Annotated in this window: 15 protein-coding genes and 1 rRNA gene; 13 read left to right on the top strand and 3 right to left on the bottom strand. The window is 71.4% G+C overall.

Annotated elements, in window-relative coordinates:
• Positions 1–22: 22 nt before the first annotated feature.
• The gene (locus OG689_RS12805) at positions 23–145 is read left to right on the top strand and encodes an SGM_5486 family transporter-associated protein (RefSeq protein ID WP_266320232.1); all 123 of its coding nucleotides are present in this window, start codon (positions 23–25) and stop codon (positions 143–145) included.
• A gap of 89 nt (positions 146–234) precedes the next feature.
• Positions 235–762: a histidine phosphatase family protein gene (locus OG689_RS12800; protein ID WP_266320231.1), complete on the top strand. Its 528-nt coding sequence runs from the start codon at positions 235–237 to the stop codon at positions 760–762.
• 63 nt (positions 763–825) lie between these two features.
• On the opposite strand, the gene serB is transcribed toward OG689_RS12800, so the two are convergent.
• The gene (gene serB, locus OG689_RS12795) at positions 826–2,088 is read right to left on the bottom strand and encodes a phosphoserine phosphatase SerB (RefSeq protein ID WP_266320230.1); all 1,263 of its coding nucleotides are present in this window, start codon (positions 2,086–2,088) and stop codon (positions 826–828) included.
• 317 nt (positions 2,089–2,405) lie between these two features.
• Here serB and OG689_RS12790 point away from each other — a divergent pair, with 317 nt between their 5' ends.
• The 3 genes from OG689_RS12790 (at position 2,406) to OG689_RS12780 (ending at position 7,119) form a co-directional block, all read left to right on the top strand.
• Positions 2,406–4,973 carry an FHA domain-containing protein gene (locus OG689_RS12790; RefSeq protein ID WP_266320229.1) on the top strand — a complete coding sequence of 856 codons (2,568 nt, stop codon included), beginning with the start codon at positions 2,406–2,408 and terminating at the stop codon, positions 4,971–4,973.
• Between the two features lie 363 nt (positions 4,974–5,336).
• Positions 5,337–6,473 carry a GAF domain-containing sensor histidine kinase gene (locus OG689_RS12785; RefSeq protein WP_266327064.1) on the top strand — a complete coding sequence of 379 codons (1,137 nt, stop codon included), beginning with the start codon at positions 5,337–5,339 and terminating at the stop codon, positions 6,471–6,473.
• Positions 6,466–7,119 (top strand): response regulator transcription factor, encoded by a 654-nt coding sequence (locus OG689_RS12780; RefSeq protein ID WP_323189280.1) that lies wholly within the window; start codon positions 6,466–6,468, stop codon positions 7,117–7,119. The genes OG689_RS12785 and OG689_RS12780 overlap by 8 nt, the downstream gene beginning before the upstream one ends.
• Positions 7,120–7,187: 68 nt before the next feature.
• On the opposite strand, the gene OG689_RS12775 is transcribed toward OG689_RS12780, so the two are convergent.
• A complete protein-coding gene (locus OG689_RS12775; RefSeq protein WP_266320228.1) occupies positions 7,188–7,988 on the bottom strand; it encodes a hypothetical protein in 801 nt (266 codons plus the stop codon).
• Between the two features lie 212 nt (positions 7,989–8,200).
• Between OG689_RS12775 and OG689_RS12770 the strand changes: the two genes are divergently transcribed.
• The 6 genes from OG689_RS12770 to OG689_RS12745 all read left to right on the top strand — a co-directional run bounded on the left by OG689_RS12770 (position 8,201) and on the right by OG689_RS12745 (position 14,375).
• Entirely contained in the window at positions 8,201–8,992 is a 792-nt protein-coding gene (locus tag OG689_RS12770) for an ABC transporter ATP-binding protein (protein WP_266320226.1), read from the top strand.
• Positions 8,993–9,171: 179 nt separating this feature from the next.
• Complete coding sequence (locus tag OG689_RS12765) at positions 9,172–9,594, top strand: NfeD family protein (protein ID WP_073928754.1); 423 nt, start codon at positions 9,172–9,174, stop codon at positions 9,592–9,594.
• A 10-nt stretch (positions 9,595–9,604) separates the two neighbouring features.
• A complete protein-coding gene (locus OG689_RS12760; protein WP_266320225.1) occupies positions 9,605–10,633 on the top strand; it encodes an SPFH domain-containing protein in 1,029 nt (342 codons plus the stop codon).
• Positions 10,634–10,916: 283 nt separating this feature from the next.
• Positions 10,917–11,675, top strand: coding sequence for a sulfite exporter TauE/SafE family protein (locus OG689_RS12755; RefSeq protein ID WP_266320224.1), 759 nt, complete (start codon positions 10,917–10,919; stop codon positions 11,673–11,675).
• 221 nt (positions 11,676–11,896) lie between these two features.
• Positions 11,897–12,202: a 4a-hydroxytetrahydrobiopterin dehydratase gene (locus OG689_RS12750; protein ID WP_266320222.1), complete on the top strand. Its 306-nt coding sequence runs from the start codon at positions 11,897–11,899 to the stop codon at positions 12,200–12,202.
• A 121-nt stretch (positions 12,203–12,323) separates the two neighbouring features.
• Positions 12,324–14,375 (top strand): PQQ-binding-like beta-propeller repeat protein, encoded by a 2,052-nt coding sequence (locus tag OG689_RS12745; RefSeq protein WP_266320220.1) that lies wholly within the window; start codon positions 12,324–12,326, stop codon positions 14,373–14,375.
• Between the two features lie 228 nt (positions 14,376–14,603).
• On the opposite strand, the gene OG689_RS12740 is transcribed toward OG689_RS12745, so the two are convergent.
• A complete protein-coding gene (locus tag OG689_RS12740; protein WP_266327060.1) occupies positions 14,604–15,131 on the bottom strand; it encodes an HNH endonuclease in 528 nt (175 codons plus the stop codon).
• 282 nt (positions 15,132–15,413) lie between these two features.
• Here OG689_RS12740 and tyrS point away from each other — a divergent pair, with 282 nt between their 5' ends.
• Complete coding sequence (tyrS, locus tag OG689_RS12735) at positions 15,414–16,682, top strand: tyrosine--tRNA ligase (RefSeq protein ID WP_266327058.1); 1,269 nt, start codon at positions 15,414–15,416, stop codon at positions 16,680–16,682.
• Between the two features lie 629 nt (positions 16,683–17,311).
• Positions 17,312–18,835: ribosomal RNA gene (locus OG689_RS12730) — 16S ribosomal RNA — on the top strand.
• Positions 18,836–18,945: the final 110 nt, after the last annotated feature.

Below are 18,945 nucleotides of genomic sequence, written 5' to 3'. Positions count from 1 at the left end.
GCGGGGGTGCGAGACTCGGGGCATGCCCGTACTCGAACCGAATCCCACCGACGGCCACAAGAAGCTGGCCCAGATCGCCGGCCTGATCGCCGGCATCGTCGTCCTGCTGGCCGTGGTCGCGATCGTCGCGAAGAACCTCGGCTGAGCGGCGCGGTCGATCCTGTCCCACTCCTGAGGGTGGCGCTGCCCTGAGCGCCGCGCCCGACGGCCGGTTTTCTGCCAAGCTTGCTGGGTATGAGCGCCGAAACGTCCCGCAGGATCATCGTTCTTCGCCACGCCAAGGCCGACTGGCCCAACGGGGTGGACGATCACGAGCGGCCGCTGGCCGATCGTGGCCGTCACCAGGCCCCGGACGCCGGCCGCTGGCTGGTCGACTCCGGCATCAATCCCGACTATGTGCTCTGCTCGACGGCCCTGCGCACCCGCGAGACCTGGAAGCTCGCCGTGCACGAGCTGCCCAGGCGCCCGCAGCGGACCGTCTACGAGGACCGGGTGTACGAGGCCAGCCCCGGCGAGATCATCACGGTGCTGCAGGAGACCCCGGACGAGTTCGTCGACGTGGTGCTGGTCGGTCACAATCCGGGCGTGCTGGGCCTGACCCAGGTGCTGGCGGGCGACGCGGGGGACCGCGAGGCGCTGGAGCGGCTGCGGCTCGGCGGGTTCCCGACGGCGGCCATCGCGGTGCTGGCCTTCACCGGCTCCTGGAAGGGCGTCGAGCCCGGGGTGGCCGAGCTGGTGACGTACCACACGCCGCAGGACTGAACGGACGACCGAAAGGGGCGCGAGGAGTGATCCTCGCGCCCCTTTCGTCGGTGTCCGTCCGGGTCACTCGGTCGGGGTGCCGTCCAGGGCGTCGGCCGCCTCGACCTCCTCGCGGGTGATCCCCAGCAGGTAGAGCACGGTGTCCAGGAAGGGCACGTTCACCGCGGTGTCGGCCGCCTGACGCACCACCGGCTTGGCGTTGAAGGCCACCCCGAGACCGGCCGCGTTGAGCATGTCCAGGTCGTTGGCGCCGTCGCCGATCGCCACCGTCTGCTCCAGCGGGACCTTCGCCTGCTCGGCGAACCGGGCCAGCCAGCGGGCCTTGCCCGCACGGTCCACGATCTCGCCCGTCACCCGGCCGGTGAACTTCCCGTCCACCACCTCCAGGGTGTTGGCGGCCGCGTAGTCCAGCCCGAGCTGCTCCACCAGGTGGTCGGTGACCTGGGTGAATCCGCCGGAGACGATCGCCACCTGGAACCCGAGCCGCTGCAGGGTGCGGATCAGCGTGCGGGCGCCCGGCGTCAGCCGGACCTCCGCCCGGACCTTTTCCGTCACGCTCGCGTCCAGCCCGGCCAGCAGCGCCACCCGGGCGCGCAGCGACTCCGCGAAGTCCAGCTCGCCGGCCATCGCGGCCGCCGTCACCTCGGCGACCTTCTCCTCGCAGCCCGCGTGCGCGGCGAAGAGCTCGATCACCTCGTCCTGGATCAGGGTGGAGTCGACGTCCATCACGACCAGCCGCTTGGCCCGACGCTGCAGACCCGCCTGGACGACCGCGATGTCCACCCGCTGGGTGGCCGCCTCGACGGCCAGCTCGGCGCGCAACTCCTCGGTGGGGACGCCGGACACGGCCAGCTCGACCGCCGTCACCGGGTACTTGGCCAGGCGGAACACCCGGTCGATGTTGCCGCCCGCCGAGGTGATCCGGGCGGTGAGCGCGGACACCGCGGTGGCGGTCAGCGGGTGGCCGAGCACGGTGACGTGCGAGCGGCCCTCCCGGCGCGGCCGGTTGTCGCCGGTGCCGGAGATGATCTCGGCCTGGAGCTTGAGCTCCTCGGCCCAGCGGTGCACGGTGGCCCGAAGTGCCCCCTCGACGCCGGGCGAGCCGCCCGCCGGGGGAGTGATCAGTGCACAGAGAGTTATCCGGCCCCGGGTCACCATCTGCTCGATGTCGATCACGTCGACGGCGAAGTCGGCCAGTGTGGCGAACAGGCCGGCGGTGATGCCGGGGCGGTCCTTGCCGAACACCTTGACGAGCAGGGTCCGCTCGTCATCGGTCCGGGGCTGCGGGCTGGGGAGGGGCTCGGCGGCCGGGAGCGATGCGTTCATGGTGGCTCCCACGCTACCCGCCGCCGGCCGTGGGCACGGCACCGGTCCGGCCCGTGGACAGCGCCGTCCGGTGCCCCCGCCGGGCCCTTCGTACAGGTGCCGCAGGGACCCGCGGGCAGGTGCCGCCGGGGCCCGCGGGCGACGCGGGGCGGGCTTCGGCCCGACACCGTCCGTGAATCGTTGCCAGCTGGTCACAGTCACCAGGGGTGACTTTCGTCATCGGGAGCCGGGCTGGAATGATTCCCCCCGTCAGTTCAGGATCGTCGACCCCCGCAGGGGGCCAAACCGGGGGACCGAGAGAGCGGGGCAGGCGCGTAGTGCCGCAACTCGTCATTGACATCAACGGGCAGCAGCGGACTCTGGAACCGGGGCGGGCCTACACCATCGGGCGCAACCCGCAGTCGGACTTCCCGTTCGACGACGCCAGGATCTCCTGGCAGCACGCCACCATCTCCTTCAACGGCGCCGGCTGGCTGCTGGAGGACCACGGCAGCACCAACGGTACGTACGTCGGCGGCGCCCGCACCCTGCAGGCGCAGCTGTACCCCGGCGCGGTGGTCAACCTCGGCAACGGTGAGAACGGCCCCCGGCTGAGCTTCTCCGAGCCGGTCCAGGCCGCCGCTCCCGCGCAGGCCTGGCACGACGCCGCCACCAGCCGCAGCAGCGCGGCGCCGGCCGCCCAGCCGTGGGCCCAGCAGCCCCCCGTCCAGCAGCAGCCGCCGATGCAGCAGCCCCCCGTCCAGCAGCAGTGGAACGCGCCGCCGCAGCCCGCCTTCCCGCACCAGCAGGGCGTCCCGCCGCAGGCCGGCCCGCAGCAGGGGTTCCCGCCGAACCTCGCCGGTCCGCAGGGCCACGGCCCGCAGCCGACGATGATCCGCAACCTGACCTCCGGAATGCGCACCGTCCGGATCGGCCGTGCGCTCGACAACGACATCGTCGTGTCCGACCTGCAGGTCTCCCGCCACCACGCCGAGCTGCGCCAGCTGCCCGACGGCCGGTACGAGATCGTCGACCTCGGCAGCCACAACGGGATCTTCCTCAACGGCCAGCCGGTCCAGCGCCAGCTGATGGGCCCGCAGGACCGCCTGACCGTCGGCCACTCCAGCTTCGTGCTGGTCGGCGACCAGCTGCAGGAGTTCGTCGACACCGGCGCGGTCTCCTTCTCGGCCCGCCACCTGACCGTCGAGGTCGAGCACAAGGGCGCCAAGAAGATCCTGCTGAACGACGTCAGCTTCGGTGTCCCGGAGAAGTCCCTGGTCGCCGTCATCGGCCCGTCCGGCTCCGGCAAGTCGACCCTGCTGCGCGCCCTCACCGGCTACCGCCCGGCCGACCGCGGTGACGTCCTCTACGACGGCCGCAACCTCTACAAGCAGTTCGCCGAGCTGCGCTCGCGGATCGGCCTCGTCCCGCAGTCGGAGATCCTGCACAAGGAACTCACCGTCCGCACCGCCCTGAAGTACGCGGCCCGGCTGCGCTTCCCCGGCGACACCGAGGCCGCCGAGCGCGAGCGCCGGATCGACGAGGTGCTGTACGAGCTGCGCCTGGACAAGCGCGCCGAGAACCGCATCACCGCCCTCTCCGGCGGCCAGCAGAAGCGTGTCTCGGTGGCCCTGGAGCTGCTGACCAAGCCCTCGCTGATCTTCCTGGACGAGCCCACCTCCGGCCTCGACCCGGGCATGGACCGCGAGGTCATGCAGATGCTGCGCGGCCTGGCCGACGACGGCCGCACCATCCTGGTGGTCACCCACTCGGTGGCCGAACTCGCCCTCTGCGACCGGCTGCTGGTGATGGCGCCGGGCGGCTCCGTGGCCTACTTCGGTCCGCCGGACGAGGCCCTGCACTTCTTCGGGTACGAGACCTGGGCCGATGTCTTCCAGGCCTTCGAGAACTACCCGGAGCACGACTGGGCCGGCCGCTACCGGGGTTCGGTGCACTACCAGCAGTACTCGGCCGACGCCGACTCGGTGGCCCCGCAGTCCGCGCAGATCGTCCAGCAGGCGATCCGCCCGCCGAAGCCGCAGAGCTGGGGCTCCCAGCTGTGGACGCTGATCCGGCGCTACCTGTCGGTGATCGCCTCCGACAAGGGCTTCATGGCGCTGTCGATCCTGCTGCCGGCCATCCTGGGCGGGGTCAGCATCATGATCCCCGACACGGCCGGGCTGACCTACAAGCAGCTCCCCAACGGCAAGCTCGGCTTCAACAGCGGGGCCGCGACGATCCTGCTGATCATGGCGATCGGGGCCTGCTTCTCCGGGGCGGCCAACTCGGTCCGAGAGCTGATCAAGGAACGGGCGATCTACGAACGGGAACGGGCCACCGGGCTCTCCCGCTCGGCGTACATGATGTCGAAGATCATCGTGCTGGGCTTCTTCAGCGTGGTGCAGGGCGCGATCATCGCCGCCGTCGGCTTCACCCCGCGCAAGCTGCCTGAGGAGGGGCTGATCCTCACCGGGCTGCCGGCCGTCGAGATGGCCGTGGGCCTGATCCTGCTCAGCTTCGCCTCGATGATGTTCGGCCTGATCATCTCCGCCCTGGTGAAGACGGCCGAGAAGACCATGCCACTGCTGGTGATGTTCGCGATCATCCAGGTCGTCTTCACCGGCTGCCTCTTCCAGCTGTTCGGCAAGCCCGGCCTGGAGCAGTTCGCCTGGCTGATGCCGGCCCGCTGGGGCGTCGGCGCGGTCGCCACCACGCTCGACCTCTCGCACCTGATCGGGCCCTGGAACGGCAACCCGCAGAACCCCGAGTGGGACTCGATCTGGGGCCACAACGTCGGCCAGCTGGTGGCCGACTGGACGGTGCTGATCATCATCTCCGCCATCCTCGGTGTCATCGTGACCCGCCTGCAGAAGCGCCACGAGCCCGAGGTCATGCGCCAGGGCTGACGCGGCGCACCCCGCAGGTACGGGCGGCCCTTCCCCACCGGGAGGGCCGCCCGTCGGCGTTCCGGCGGCCACGGGCCCCGGCAGTCGCCCAGGAGCGCGGACCGGCCCGGCAGCACGGGCCCCGGACCTAGGACCACCGACCCGGGCCGGGGCGCCCGCGGACCGACGCGGCCCCCCACGGCCCGGCGGTAGGTTGGCGGTATGCCGCCCGAGCCCAGCGAAGCCGCACCGCCGTCCGCCGGCGCCACCCCCCTCGCCGACGAGCCGTGCGCCCGCGAGGACACCCGGGCCCCGGCGGACGGGCCGCCCCGCTGCGACCCGTGCCTCGGCGGCATCGAGGCCGTCAGCGCCGCCGTGCTGGCGATGAGCCGGCACCTGGAGGTGCGCGAGGTGCTGCGCCGGATCACCGCCTCCGCCCGGGACCTGCTGGGCGCCGAGTACGCCGCCCTCGGGGTGCCCGACGACCACGGGGGCTTCGCCCAGTTCGTGGTGGACGGCATCACCGAGGAGCAGTGGCGCGCCATCGGCCCGCTGCCCCGCCAGCACGGCGTGCTCGCCCTGATGCTGCACGAGTCGGGGCCGACCCGGCTGGACGACGTCCGGGAGGAGCCGGCCTTCGGCGGCTGGCCGGCCGCGCACCCCGACATGAAGGCCTTCCTCGGCATGCCGATCCTCGACGCGGACGCCTCCGCCGGCAGCGGCGGCAGCGGCGACGGCGGCGACGGCGGCGACGGCGGCCAGGAGGTGATGGGCGTCATCTTCCTCGCCAACAAGCGCGCCGGCGGCGGCTTCACCGACCACGACGAGGAGCTGCTGCGGATCCTCGCCGCGCACGCCGCCATCGCTCTCAGCAACGCCCGGCTCTACGAGCGCAGCCGCGAGCTGACCCTGGCCGGCGAGCGCGCCCGGATCGCCCACGACCTGCACGACGCTGTCTCGCAGAAGCTGTTCTCGCTGCGGCTGACCGCCAAGGCCGCCGCCACCCTGGTCGGGCGCGACCCGGACCGCGCCCGCGCCGAGCTCGCGGAGGTCGCCCGGCTCGCCGCCGAGGCCGCGGACGAACTGCGCGCCGTGGTCGTCGAACTGCGTCCGGCCGCGCTGGAGGAGGACGGCCTGGTCCCCACCCTGGCCTCCCAGGTGCAGGTGCTGGACCGGGCCCACACGGCATCGGTCTCCTTCGACGCCGACCGGGTCCGGGCGCTGCCCGCCGCCCAGGAGGCGGCCGTGCTGAGGGTCGCCCAGGAGGCCCTGCACAACGCGCTGCGGCACTCGGGCGCCGAGCGGGTGGAGGTCACCCTCTCCGGCACCCCCGCCCGCGGCGCCGTGCTGCGGGTCGTCGACGACGGCCGCGGCTTCGACCCGGAGTCCGTCCGCCGGGCCGGGCGTCACCTCGGCCTGGTCTCGATGCGCGACCGCGCCGCCGCCGTCGGCGGCCGGCTCACCCTGGACTCGGCCCCCGGCAAGGGGACGGCCGTCGAACTGGAGGTCCCCGGTGCCTGAGAACCCGTCGATCCGCGTCCTCCTGGTGGACGACCACCAGGTGGTCCGCCGCGGCCTGCGGACCTTCCTGGAGGTCCAGGACGACATCGAGGTGGTCGGCGAGGCCGCGGACGGCGCCGAGGGGGTGGCCAGGGCCCAGGAACTCGACCCCGACGTCGTCCTGATGGACCTGAAGATGCCGGGCGTGGACGGCATCGAGGCGCTGCGGATGCTCAAGGAGGGCGGCAGTCGGGCCCGGATCCTGATCGTCACCAGCTTCACCGAGCACCGCACGATGGTCCCGGCCCTGCGCGCGGGCGCGGCCGGCTACGTGTACAAGGACGTCGACCCGGAGGCGCTGGCCGGCGCCATCCGCTCGGTGCACTCCGGGCACGTGCTGCTGCAGCCCGAACTCGCCGAGGCGCTGCTCGCCGAGGACCCCCCGCGCGTGCCGCAGGGCCGCGGCGGCACCCTGACGGAGCGTGAGCGCGAGGTGCTCGGCCACATCGCGGACGGGCGCTCCAACCGCGAGATCGCCCGCGGGCTGCACCTGTCCGAGAAGACGGTGAAGACCCACGTCTCGAACATCCTGATGAAGCTCGACGTCGCGGACCGCACCCAGGCCGCGCTCTGGGCCGTCCGCAACGGGGCAGCCAACGACGGCTGACCCCGGGCCGGCGGCGCCCGCCCTGAGCCGCGGTACACCCGCCGGACCCGCCGCCGGACCCGCAGGGGTCAGTCCCGGCGCTCGTCCACCATCGCGTTGTACGCGGCGACCTGCGCCCGGCGGGCGGTGCGCTGCAGCGGGGCGAGCGCGGCCCGGCGGGCCGCCATCTCGGAGGCGCTGACCGCGGCGCCGTGCCCGCCCGCGGCGATCGACAGCAGCGCCGTCACCCGCCGGGCCGACTCCAGCACCCGCACCGCGCGCGGCGGGTAGCCGGGCGCCAGCAGCTCCGAGTGCCCGCGCCGGCGGTACGCCTCCAGGGCCCGCAGCGCCTCCGGTCCGGCGCCGGCGACGTCCAGCCGGGCCAGCAGCGCGGTGGTCTCCCGCAGACCGTCCGCGAGCTCCCGTTCTGCCTCGTGCAGCGACGGCACGTCGGCCGGCGGCGCCTCCCCGACCTCCGAGCAGCGCCAGAGCACCGTCACGGCCTGGTCCCCGGCCGGCCCGAACACCTCGACCTCCGGGACAAGTCCGAGCGGCACCCCCACCGCCAGCACCGCCTCGCCCGCGCCGAGCGCCCGCGCGTTGAACCCGGCCGGACCGGTCAGCCCCAGCGGGTGGCCGGCCGCGGGCAGCGCGAGCCGCAGCCCGGTCACCCCCAGCACCCGCAGCCGCCCGAGCGCCCAGGTCAGCCCGTGCTGGTCGCCCTCGGCGTCGCCGGGCAGGCCGGTCACCCGGTGGCTCTCGTCCTCGCCCAGCACGGCGGCCGCCGCGTTGTCCGGCGGCGCGAATCCGCTCAGCAGGGCGTTGCCCCAGGCGGTCAGCCGCCCTGATCGGGGCTCTTCGTACGGATTGTCGGCAGGTGTCACGAGCATCCGGCCAGCCTACGGAAAGTTGCGCGACCCGGGTGGCGTAGGTTTGCCCTGTGCTGCGAGCGCCGCACCTCCTCCGTACCTGACCGGCTGCTGGAGTAGGCTGCCCGCCCGCACCGCTGTCGAGATGAGTGGACCGCACCCCGAGGACCCACGGCCAAGACTTCCTTGGGCAGCCCCGGGCGGCCGAATTCTGCATTGGGGAAGGCGTAGGCATGAGCGACGTGCTGGAGCTGGTGGACGTTTCCGTGGTCCGGGAGGGCCGCGAGCTGGTCGACCAGGTCTCCTGGTCGATCTCCGAGGGCGAGCGCTGGGTCATCCTGGGGCCCAACGGCGCCGGGAAGACCACCCTGCTGCAGATCGCCTCGACCTACCTGTTCCCGAGCAGCGGCAAGGTCACCGTGCTGGGGGAGAAGCTCGGCGAGGTCGACGTCTTCGAGCTGCGCGCCCGGATCGGCCTGGCCGGCGCCTCCATGATCGACCGGCTGCCCGCCGAGCAGACCGTCCTGCAGACGGTGCTCACCGCCGCGTACGGCATGACCGCCACCTGGCACGAGAAGTACGAGGACACCGACGAGTCCCGGGCGCTGGCCCTGCTCGACCGCCTCGGCATGGCGGACTTCACCCACCGCAAGTTCGGCACCCTCTCCGAGGGCGAGCGCAAGCGCACGCTGATCGCCCGCGGCCTGATGACCGACCCCGAGCTGCTGCTGCTGGACGAGCCGGCCGCCGGCCTGGACCTCGGCGGCCGCGAGGACCTGGTCCGCCGCCTCGGCGCGCTGGCCCAGGACGAGTTCGCCCCGGCGATGGTGATGGTCACCCACCACGTCGAGGAGATCGCCCCCGGCTTCACCCACGTCCTGATGATCCGCCAGGGCAAGGTGCTCACCGCGGGCCCGATCGACAGTGAGCTGACCGCCCGCAACCTCTCGCGCTGCTTCGGCCTGCCGCTGACCCTGGAGCGGCACGGCGACCGCTGGTCCGCCCAGGGCCTGCCGCTCGGCTGAGCGCGGCACCGGCTGACCTCGCCGGTAGGCCCGGAGCGCCGGGCTCGCCGGCGAGGCCGGAGCACCCCGGGCCGTCCTGAACTCACTGAACTGGAACCGGTCGCGCCCGCGGCCGGTTTCCGCCCGTCCACCTGCGGGAACCTTCCGCCTCGAAGCCCTTCGCTCCCTAGGATGGACACGTGGACAGCTGGATCTGGTGGCTCCTCGCCGCCGTCGGCCTCGGCATACCCCTGGTGATCACGGCGATGCCGGAGTTCGCCATGTTCGCGGTGGGTGCCGGCGCGGCCGCCGGTGTCGCCGGGCTGGGGGCGGGCGTGGTCTGGCAGGTCCTCACCTTCGTCGCGGTCTCGACCGCGCTGCTGGTGGTGGTGCGGCCGATCGCCTACCGGCAGCTGAAGAACGGCCCGCAGGTCAAGATGGGCATCGAGGCGCTGCAGGGCGCCACCGCGGTCGTCGCGGAAACCGTCGACGGGGAGGGCGGGCGGATCAAGCTGAACGGCGAGGTCTGGTCGGCCCGCGCGCTCAACCCCGGCAGTGTGTACCAGCCGGGGCAGCAGGTCGACGTCGTCGAAATCCAGGGCGCGACCGCCCTGGTCGTCTAGGGGAGAGTCCGTGGAACCCGTCCTTATCGTCCTGGTCGTCCTCGTCGTGGTGGCCTTCATCGCGCTGATCAAGACGATCCAGGTGATCCCGCAGGCCAGCGCCGCGATCGTGGAGCGCTTCGGCCGCTACACCCGGACACTCAACGCGGGCCTGAACATCGTCGTCCCGTTCATCGACCGGGTACGCAACCGGATCGACCTGCGCGAGCAGGTCGTACCCTTCCCGCCGCAGCCGGTGATCACCCAGGACAACCTGGTGGTCAACATCGACACGGTGATCTACTACCAGGTCACCGACGCCCGGGCCGCCACCTACGAGGTCGCCAGCTACATCCAGGCGATCGAGCAGCTGGTCATCACCACGCTGCGCAACATCATCGGCTCGATGGACCTCGAATCCACCCTGACCTCGCGCGAGGTCATCAACGCCGGCCTGCGCGGCGTCCTGGACGAGGCCACCGGCAAGTGGGGCATCCGCGTCAACCGGGTCGAGCTCAAGGCGATCGACCCGCCGACCTCCATCCAGGACTCGATGGAGAAGCAGATGCGCGCCGACCGTGACAAGCGCGCCTCCATCCTCACCGCCGAGGGTGCCCGGCAGGCCGCGATCCTGCGGGCCGAGGGTGAGAAGCAGGCCGACGTCCTGAAGGCCGAGGGTGAGGCGCAGGCCGCGGTGCTGCGCGCCGACGGTGAGGCGGCCGCGATCCGGACGGTCTTCGAGGCCATCCACGACGGCAACCCCGACCAGAAGCTGCTGGCCTACCAGTACCTGCAGACCCTGCCCGAGCTGGCCAAGGGCGACGCCAACAAGCTCTGGATCATCCCCAGCGAGGTCGGCGACGCGCTCAAGGGTCTCGGCGGCGCCTTCACCGGCCTGACCGGCGCCAACGGCTCGGGGGCTCCGGCCGCCGCGGCCCCGGCGGCCGCCCAGGTCCCGCTGGACCCGCCCGCCGGCCCCCGTCCGGTCGACACCGACAAGGGCGCCGCCCGCCCCCGGATCGACCGCACCCGCGAGTACCCGACGATCGACCCCGAGTGAGTTCCGGGCACCGCGCCGCCGGCCGGCCCGGCAGCTGACGCACCGTCCAGGGCCCGCCCCCGCACCGAGGGGGCGGGCCCTCGCGCGTCCGGCCTCCGTCCCCGCTCCGTCCCCGCGCCCGCCGGCGGGCCCCGCCCGGTTCGGCCCGGCCCCCGCCCCGTTCCGACCGGCCGGTGGTCCCGCACCTGCAGCCCGCTCGTCCACGTCTCGGAAACCCCCTGGGCAGCCCGCCGCCGGCTCGGGCATGATCATGCTCGGACAGCCGCGAACCGAGGAGTGACGGATGACAGTCTGGGAGGCCGTGGCCGTTCTGGTCGCGGGCGTCGGCGCGGGCACCATCAACGCGATCGTGGGCTCCGGCACCCTCATCACCTTCCCCCTCCTGCTCGCCGTCGGCCTGCCGCCGGTCACCGCGAACGTCTCCAACACGCTGGGCCTCGTCCCGGGCAGCATCAGCGGCGTCGTCGGCTACCGGCGCGAGCTGGCCGGCCAGGGCCGGCGGCTGCGCCGCCTCGGCACCGCCTCGCTGTTCGGCGGCCTGCTCGGCGCCGTCCTGCTGGTGAAGCTGCCGGGGCAGGCCTTCGACGCGATCGTCCCGGTGCTGATCCTGCTGGCCCTGGTGCTGGTGGTGATCCAGCCCCGGGTGGCCCGCGCGGTGGCCGCCCGCCGCCCCGAGGGCGGCGACCCGGACGGCGGCGCGCTGCTGTTCGCGGGCGTGTTCCTGACCGGCATCTACGGCGGCTACTTCGGGGCCGCCCAGGGGGTGCTGCTGATGGCGTTGATGGGCATGCTGCTGCAGGACGACATGCAGCGGATCAACGGAGTGAAGAACGGCCTGGCGCTGATCGTGAACGCCGTCGCCGCGGTGTTCTTCCTCTTCACCTCCACCATCGACTGGACGGCGGTGCTGCTGATCGCGGCCGGTTCGGTGGTCGGCGGCCAGATCGGCGCGAAGGTCGGACGCCGGCTCCCGGCGCCCGTGCTGCGCTCGGTCATCGTGGTGGTCGGCCTGGCCGCGGTGACCAAGCTGCTGATCGGCTGATCACCGGACGGGGAGTCCCGGCGCCCCGGGAAAAGCGCGAGATCTGCGAACGCTGCGAGGTGTCGCCGACCCCGGACGGTTCCGCCTTCATATGCTCCGACGAGTGCACTTTCCGCCCGGAACGCACCGCGGCGACGGCCGGCACCTCCCGCAACGGCAGGTGACCCGGTGGCCCGCCCGCGCCGGACGACCTGACCCCAACAGCACCCGGGAGTGGACCGATGAGCAGAGTTCGACTGACGGAGGGCGAGATCACCGCCGCCCTGACCGGCATCCCCGAGTGGTCGCGGGTGGGCGACACGATCGTCCGGACCGCGGACGCCAAGGACTTCCCGGCGGCGATCCGGGTGGTGGTCGCGGTCGCGGCGGACGCGGAGGAGCTCGACCACCACCCGGACATCGACATCCGCTGGCGGACCCTGCACTTCGCGCTGTCCACCCACAGCGCGGGCGGCCTCACCGCCCTCGACCTCGCCCTCGCCGCCCGCATCGACACCGCCCTGCGGGCCGAGGCCCCGGACGCGTGACAGGGCCGCCGGCGCGGTCGGCCACCTGTTCACCACACCTCCCTACCGGGCGGAGCGGCCCGCTCCGCCCGGCGTGAGATGCTGACTGCCGCATCGCAGAGCGCCGGGAGGGACGGAACACATGGCTCAGGACCCTCCCCCCGCCGACCAGGGGTACTCCGCCGGCGCCACCGGCCGGCCGCCCTTCGGCAGCGAGCCGCAGCAGCCCTGGCAGTCCGGTGAGTACGGGCAGCAGTGGCAGGAGTCCGTCCCCCCGCCGCGCGCCCCCGAGGCCTACCCCGGCGCCCACCCGCAGCCGGGCACCGGCCACGACGCCGGCGCCTACGACAGCGGTGCCCACGGCGGCGGCGTGTACGACCCGAGCGGCTACGGCGGGCCGTCCTACGGGCAGACCTCGTTCGGACAGGACTCCTTCGGACAGTCGCCGTACGGCGAGCAGCCCTACGGCGGCCAGTCCTACGGTGAGTCGCCGTACGGCACACCGCAGCAGTACGCGGAGCCGCAGTTCGGCCGGACCTTCCACGGCACCGGGACGGCGTACGAATCCGGCCACGTGTACGAGGAGCAGTCCCCGTACGGGCAGTACACCCCGTACACCGTCCAGCAGGGCGGATCGGACCAGCAGCTGTACGCCCCGCCCGGTGCCGAGCGGTCGCCGGACGGCTACGTGCCCTTCACCGCTGAGCCCGCAGCGGCGGACGCGACCGAAGGCGCACCGGAGGACCCCGACCCCGACGCCGATCGTCCGCTGCGGGTGGGACGCCCGACCGCCCGCCCCGCGGACGCCGCGGACCCCGCCGGCGACCGCACCCGCCCGTCACTGGTGGACAAGGCCCGGGCCGCGGCCGGGGCCGTGGTCTCGGCCGACCACGCGCCCGGCCGCCGCACCCTGCTGATCCGGGCCGGCGCCGGAGTGGCCGCCCTGGCCGTCCTGGTCGCCGCCGGCCTGATGGTCAGGGGCGAGAGCGGGGGTGGTGGGGCGGCAGCCGGCAGCTCCGCCGAGAAGGGCTTCACCGTCGCCCACGCCAAGGTCTGGTCGGCCGAGCCCGCCGCCGCGCAGCCGGGCGCCGACGACACCCTGATCGGTGGCTGGCTGCTCGACGAGGGCGTCGTCCGGGCGGAGAGCACCGGCGTGCACGCCTACGACCTGGCCGCCGGCAAGCCCACCTGGTCGGTGGAGCCGCCGGCCGCCGGGGCCGTCCCCTGCGGCCTCTCGCCCTCGGTCAACGCCGCCGGCCTGGGCGCCGCGCTGTTCCGGCCCCAGGCCGACCCGAACAGCCCCTGCACCCTGGTGGTGGCCGTCGACACCCGGACCGGGAAGACCGTCTGGACGAAGACCCTGTCCGACGCCAAGGAGAAGTACGCGGCCCGGATAGGCGTCACCGAGGACAAGGTGATCGCGGTCGGGGACGACAAGGCGGTCGCCTGGCAGTCCGCCGACGGCGCCGACATCTGGCAGTACACCGGGCAGGGCAAGTTCTGCACCTTGGCGGGCGGCGTCGGCGCCAAGACCGTCGTGCTGCACAGCAGCTGCGCCGACTCCACCCCGGTCGACCAGGCCGTCTCGCTGAACACCGCCGACGGCAAGGTCGGCTGGTGGCGAGGTCTCAACAACCAGCCGCGGACGGTCAGCGTGCTCTCCGCCGAGCCCGCGGTCGTCGCGACCACGGGCGCGGCCACCACCGACGACCGGATCTTCGCCTGGGGCCCCGCGGGCGACCCGGCCACCGAGATCCCGGTCGTCGCGAACGACACCCGGATCGACGTGGTGCACGGAAGCTTTTCGGCCACTCCCGGTATGTACTTCCAGGACCGGACGATGGCCGTCACCCTGACCCCCGTCGCGGGCGGCCCCGTCACCGTCGCCGCGTACGACCTCAGTACCGGCAAGCAGCTGTGGAAGGCGCCGACCGCCGAGAAGGGCAAGGTCAGGGCCGTGGGCCTGGACAACGGCGCGCTGCTGCTCGCCGCGGACGAGCGGCTCGGCCAGCCCGCCCGCCTCAGCCGCTTCGCCCTGGCCGACGGCACCGAGACCGTCGGCGGCAATTTCCCGCAGGGCACCGGTTCGCTGCTGATCGCCGGCCGGGTCCTGCTGGGCGGCGGCAAGGTGATCGCCGTTCCCGAGCACTCCGCGACCTTCGGCGTGGCCGCCGCCTACCAGGCCAAGGGCTGATCCGGCGCTGCCGGGCCCGGGCCGTCCACCAGGGCCCGGCCGCGCGCCCCGGTCCGGTCGGACGCGCCGCCGGCCCGGTCTCCCGTGCCGTACCGCGCCCGGCCGGTGGGCCGGCCGGTCCCCCGATCGGGCCGGCCCACCGACACTGCTCACCCGGCCGGTGATCGCGCCTGTTCGACGCGATCACCGCGGGCGGTCCTCGGGAGGGTCGCCGTCGGGACCGAGCCCTCAGGCGGCCGCGGTCATCGACGCGGTCGGCGGCAGCCAGGCGGCCAGCTCCCGGACGTCCGTTCCGCGCAGCCCCAGCGCCAGCATCAGGGTGGCCTGCGGCGTCGGCTCGAACGGCTTGCGGAGCAGCCGCATGCCCGCCTGCTCCGGTGTCCGGTCGGCCTTGCGCTGGTTGTCCTCCGCGCAGGCGGCCACAGTGTTCAGCCAGCTGTCGGCCCCGCCGCGCGACTTCGGCTGCAGGTGGTCGACGGTGGTCGCCCGGCACCCGCAGTAGGCGCACAGGTGCTGGTCACGTACCAATACCCCCCGCCGCGACCACGGGGCCCGTTGTCGGAACGGCACCCTGACGTACCGTTGGAGTCTGATCACCCGCGGTACCGGAACACTCACACCCGTACCGCGCACCGTGCGCAGAGGATGAGCCTGCTCGACGACGGCCTTGTCCTGCAGCACCAGAACCACCGCCCGCTGCAACGACACAGTCGTCAGCGGCTCGTAGCTCGCATTGAGCACCAGCGTGTTGCGCACCTCGGCCACCTCCCTGCGGGCGCGCCAAGGTGGCACGACCGGCTCCTCACACGTCACTGCCGCCGCACGGCGGTGGGACCACTGTGAACGGGCACGGGGCCGACGAACAACGGAATATCCGGTGTCGGACCGGCCGCACGCCGGCTTCGAAGCACGCCGGGACGGAAACTCGCCGGCCGGGAACGCGTACCCTCTACAACGCTGGAGCCGTACCGTCCCCGGGCCCGATCGAACAGGGCCCGCCCCCTGGGCCGGGCGCCCGATCGAAGGAGAAGCGTGACCGTGACGGACATCGTCGACGAGCTGCGGTGGCGTGGGCTGATCGCCCTGTCAACCGACGAGGACGCCCTGCGCAAGGCGTTCGCGGACGGCCCGGTCACGTTCTATTGCGGCTTCGACCCGACGGCCGTGAGCCTGCACCTCGGCAACCTGGTGCAGATCCTCACCATGCGCCGGATCCAGGACGCCGGTAACCTCCCGCTCGGCCTGGTCGGCGGCGCCACCGGCCTGATCGGCGACCCCAAGCCCACCGCCGAGCGGGTGCTCAACGACCCCGAGACGGTGGCCGCCTGGGTGGAGCGACTGCGTGGCCAGATCTCGCGCTTCCTCGACTTCGAGGGCGAGTACGCGGCCCGCATGGTCAACAACCTGGACTGGACGTCCGGCATGTCGGCGATCAGCCTGCTGCGCGACGTGGGCAAGTACTTCCGGGTCAACAACATGATCGCGAAGGAGGCTGTCGCCCGCCGGCTCAACTCCGACGCGGGGATCAGCTACACCGAGTTCAGCTACCAGATCCTCCAGGGGATGGACTACCTGGAGCTCAACCGCCGCCACGGCTGCACCCTGCAGACCGGCGGCAGCGACCAGTGGGGCAACCTCACGGCCGGTACGGACCTGATCCGCAAGGCGGAGGGCAAGTCGGTGCACGCGCTGGCCACCCCGCTGATCGTCAAGGCCGACGGCACCAAGTTCGGCAAGACCGAGTCGGGCACCGTCTGGCTCGACCCCGAACTCACCACGCCGTACGCCTTCTACCAGTTCTGGCTGAACGCGGACGACCGGGACGTCTCCACCTTCCTGCGGATCTTCAGCTTCCGCTCGAAGGAGGAGATCGAGCAACTGGAGCGCGAGACGGCCGAGCGCCCCGCCGCGCGACTCGCCCAGCGTGCGCTGGCCGAGGAGCTGACCACGCTCGTCCACGGCGCCGACCAGTACGAGCGGGCCGTGGCCGCCTCCAAGGCGCTCTTCGGCCAGGGCGACCTGGCCGACCTGGAGGCCCCGACCCTGGCCGCGGCCCTCGCGGAGGTCCCTAAGGCCGAGGTCACCGAGCTGCTCCCGATCGTGGACCTGCTGGTCGCCGTCGGCCTGGCGCCGAGCCGTTCCGCGGCCCGGCGCACGGTGAAGGAGGGCGGCGCGTACCTCAACAACACCAAGGTGACGGACGAGGAGGCGGCCCCGGCCGCCGAGGACCTGCTGCACGGCCGCTGGCTGGTCCTGCGCCGGGGAAAGCGCAACCTCGCCGCGGTTGAGTTGACGTCAGAAGGCTGAAAACAGACGTAGGTTGAGCTGTGTCTTCGAGCCCTGGGGGCCGGATCTGGACAGATCCGGCCCCCAGGTGTTTGACGGCGCCGGATGAGTGGCCTAGTGTTGGACGAGTCGCCTGAACCGGGCGGGTGAGCGGGAAGGCCTAGCGGCTGGACCGGACCGACCGGAGCGACCAGCACATTCAGCTCGTACCTTCTCTTCACTCGACCCCCATTCATTTGGGTGCGCTTCTGCGTGTGTGTCGTGCAAAGAATCGGTGAATTTCGGATCACTCCGGAAATGCGCTAATGTGGAGGTCGCCGCAGAAAAGCGGACCTGGCCGGCCAGGGTTGGAAAAGTGAAACTCCGGGAAAACGGAGCGGAACGGATCTGATAAGCTGGAGACACGAAAGAACGAAGCGCCCGGAGAGTTCACGAGAGTGGCTCGAAGGAAGTGTCCGTTCCTTGAGAACTCAACAGCGTGCCAAAAGTCAACGCCAGATATGTTGACATCCCCGGCCTGGATCACTTGATCCGGGTTGGAGATTCCTTTAGTAACAAAACACTAGCGAGGACGCAGTGCGCGGGACCGCCTATTCCGGTTGGTTGCCGTGCCGCTCAACGCGAGTGGCTCGCCGGATTACCGGCAGACATTCACGGAGAGTTTGATCCTGGCTCAGGACGAACGCTGGCGGCGTGCTTAACACATGCAAGTCGAACGGTGAAGCCCTTCGGGGTGGATCAGTGGCGAACGGGTGAGTAACACGTGGGCAATCTGCCCTGCACTCTGGGACAAGCCCTGGAAACGGGGTCTAATACCGGATATGACCTTCCTCCGCATGGGGGTTGGTGTAAAGCTCCGGCGGTGCAGGATGAGCCCGCGGCCTATCAGCTTGTTGGTGGGGTAATGGCCTACCAAGGCGACGACGGGTAGCCGGCCTGAGAGGGCGACCGGCCACACTGGGACTGAGACACGGCCCAGACTCCTACGGGAGGCAGCAGTGGGGAATATTGCACAATGGGCGAAAGCCTGATGCAGCGACGCCGCGTGAGGGATGACGGCCTTCGGGTTGTAAACCTCTTTCAGCAGGGAAGAAGCGCAAGTGACGGTACCTGCAGAAGAAGCACCGGCTAACTACGTGCCAGCAGCCGCGGTAATACGTAGGGTGCGAGCGTTGTCCGGAATTATTGGGCGTAAAGAGCTCGTAGGCGGCCTGTCGCGTCGGATGTGAAAGCCCGGGGCTTAACCCCGGGTCTGCATTCGATACGGGCAGGCTAGAGTGTGGTAGGGGAGATCGGAATTCCTGGTGTAGCGGTGAAATGCGCAGATATCAGGAGGAACACCGGTGGCGAAGGCGGATCTCTGGGCCATTACTGACGCTGAGGAGCGAAAGCGTGGGGAGCGAACAGGATTAGATACCCTGGTAGTCCACGCCGTAAACGTTGGGAACTAGGTGTTGGCGACATTCCACGTCGTCGGTGCCGCAGCTAACGCATTAAGTTCCCCGCCTGGGGAGTACGGCCGCAAGGCTAAAACTCAAAGGAATTGACGGGGGCCCGCACAAGCAGCGGAGCATGTGGCTTAATTCGACGCAACGCGAAGAACCTTACCAAGGCTTGACATATACCGGAAACGGCCAGAGATGGTCGCCCCCTTGTGGTCGGTATACAGGTGGTGCATGGTTGTCGTCAGCTCGTGTCGTGAGATGTTGGGTTAAGTCCCGCAACGAGCGCAACCCTTGTTCTGTGTTGCCAGCATGCCTTTCGGGGTGATGGGGACTCACAGGAGACTGCCGGGGTCAACTCGGAGGAAGGTGGGGACGACGTCAAATCATCATGCCCCTTATGTCTTGGGCTGCACACGTGCTACAATGGTCGGTACAAAGGGCTGCGATGCCGCGAGGCGGAGCGAATCCCAAAAAGCCGGCCTCAGTTCGGATTGGGGTCTGCAACTCGACCCCATGAAGTTGGAGTTGCTAGTAATCGCAGATCAGCATGCTGCGGTGAATACGTTCCCGGGCCTTGTACACACCGCCCGTCACGTCACGAAAGTCGGTAACACCCGAAGCCGGTGGCCTAACCCGTAAGGGGAGGAGCCGTCGAAGGTGGGACCAGCGATTGGGACGAAGTCGTAACAAGGTAGCCGTACCGGAAGGTGCGGCTGGATCACCTCCTTTCTAAGGAGCACATGGCAGCTTCGGGCGAATGTCCTGAAGTGCTAGCTCATGGGTGGAACGTTGACTATTCGGCACGGTTCGGTCTCATCGACCGCGAGTACTGCGCTTCG

The organism is Kitasatospora sp. NBC_00240 (genome assembly GCF_026342405.1).
Lineage (GTDB): Bacteria > Actinomycetota > Actinomycetes > Streptomycetales > Streptomycetaceae > Kitasatospora.
This window is presented reverse-complemented; position numbering and strand designations above follow the sequence as displayed.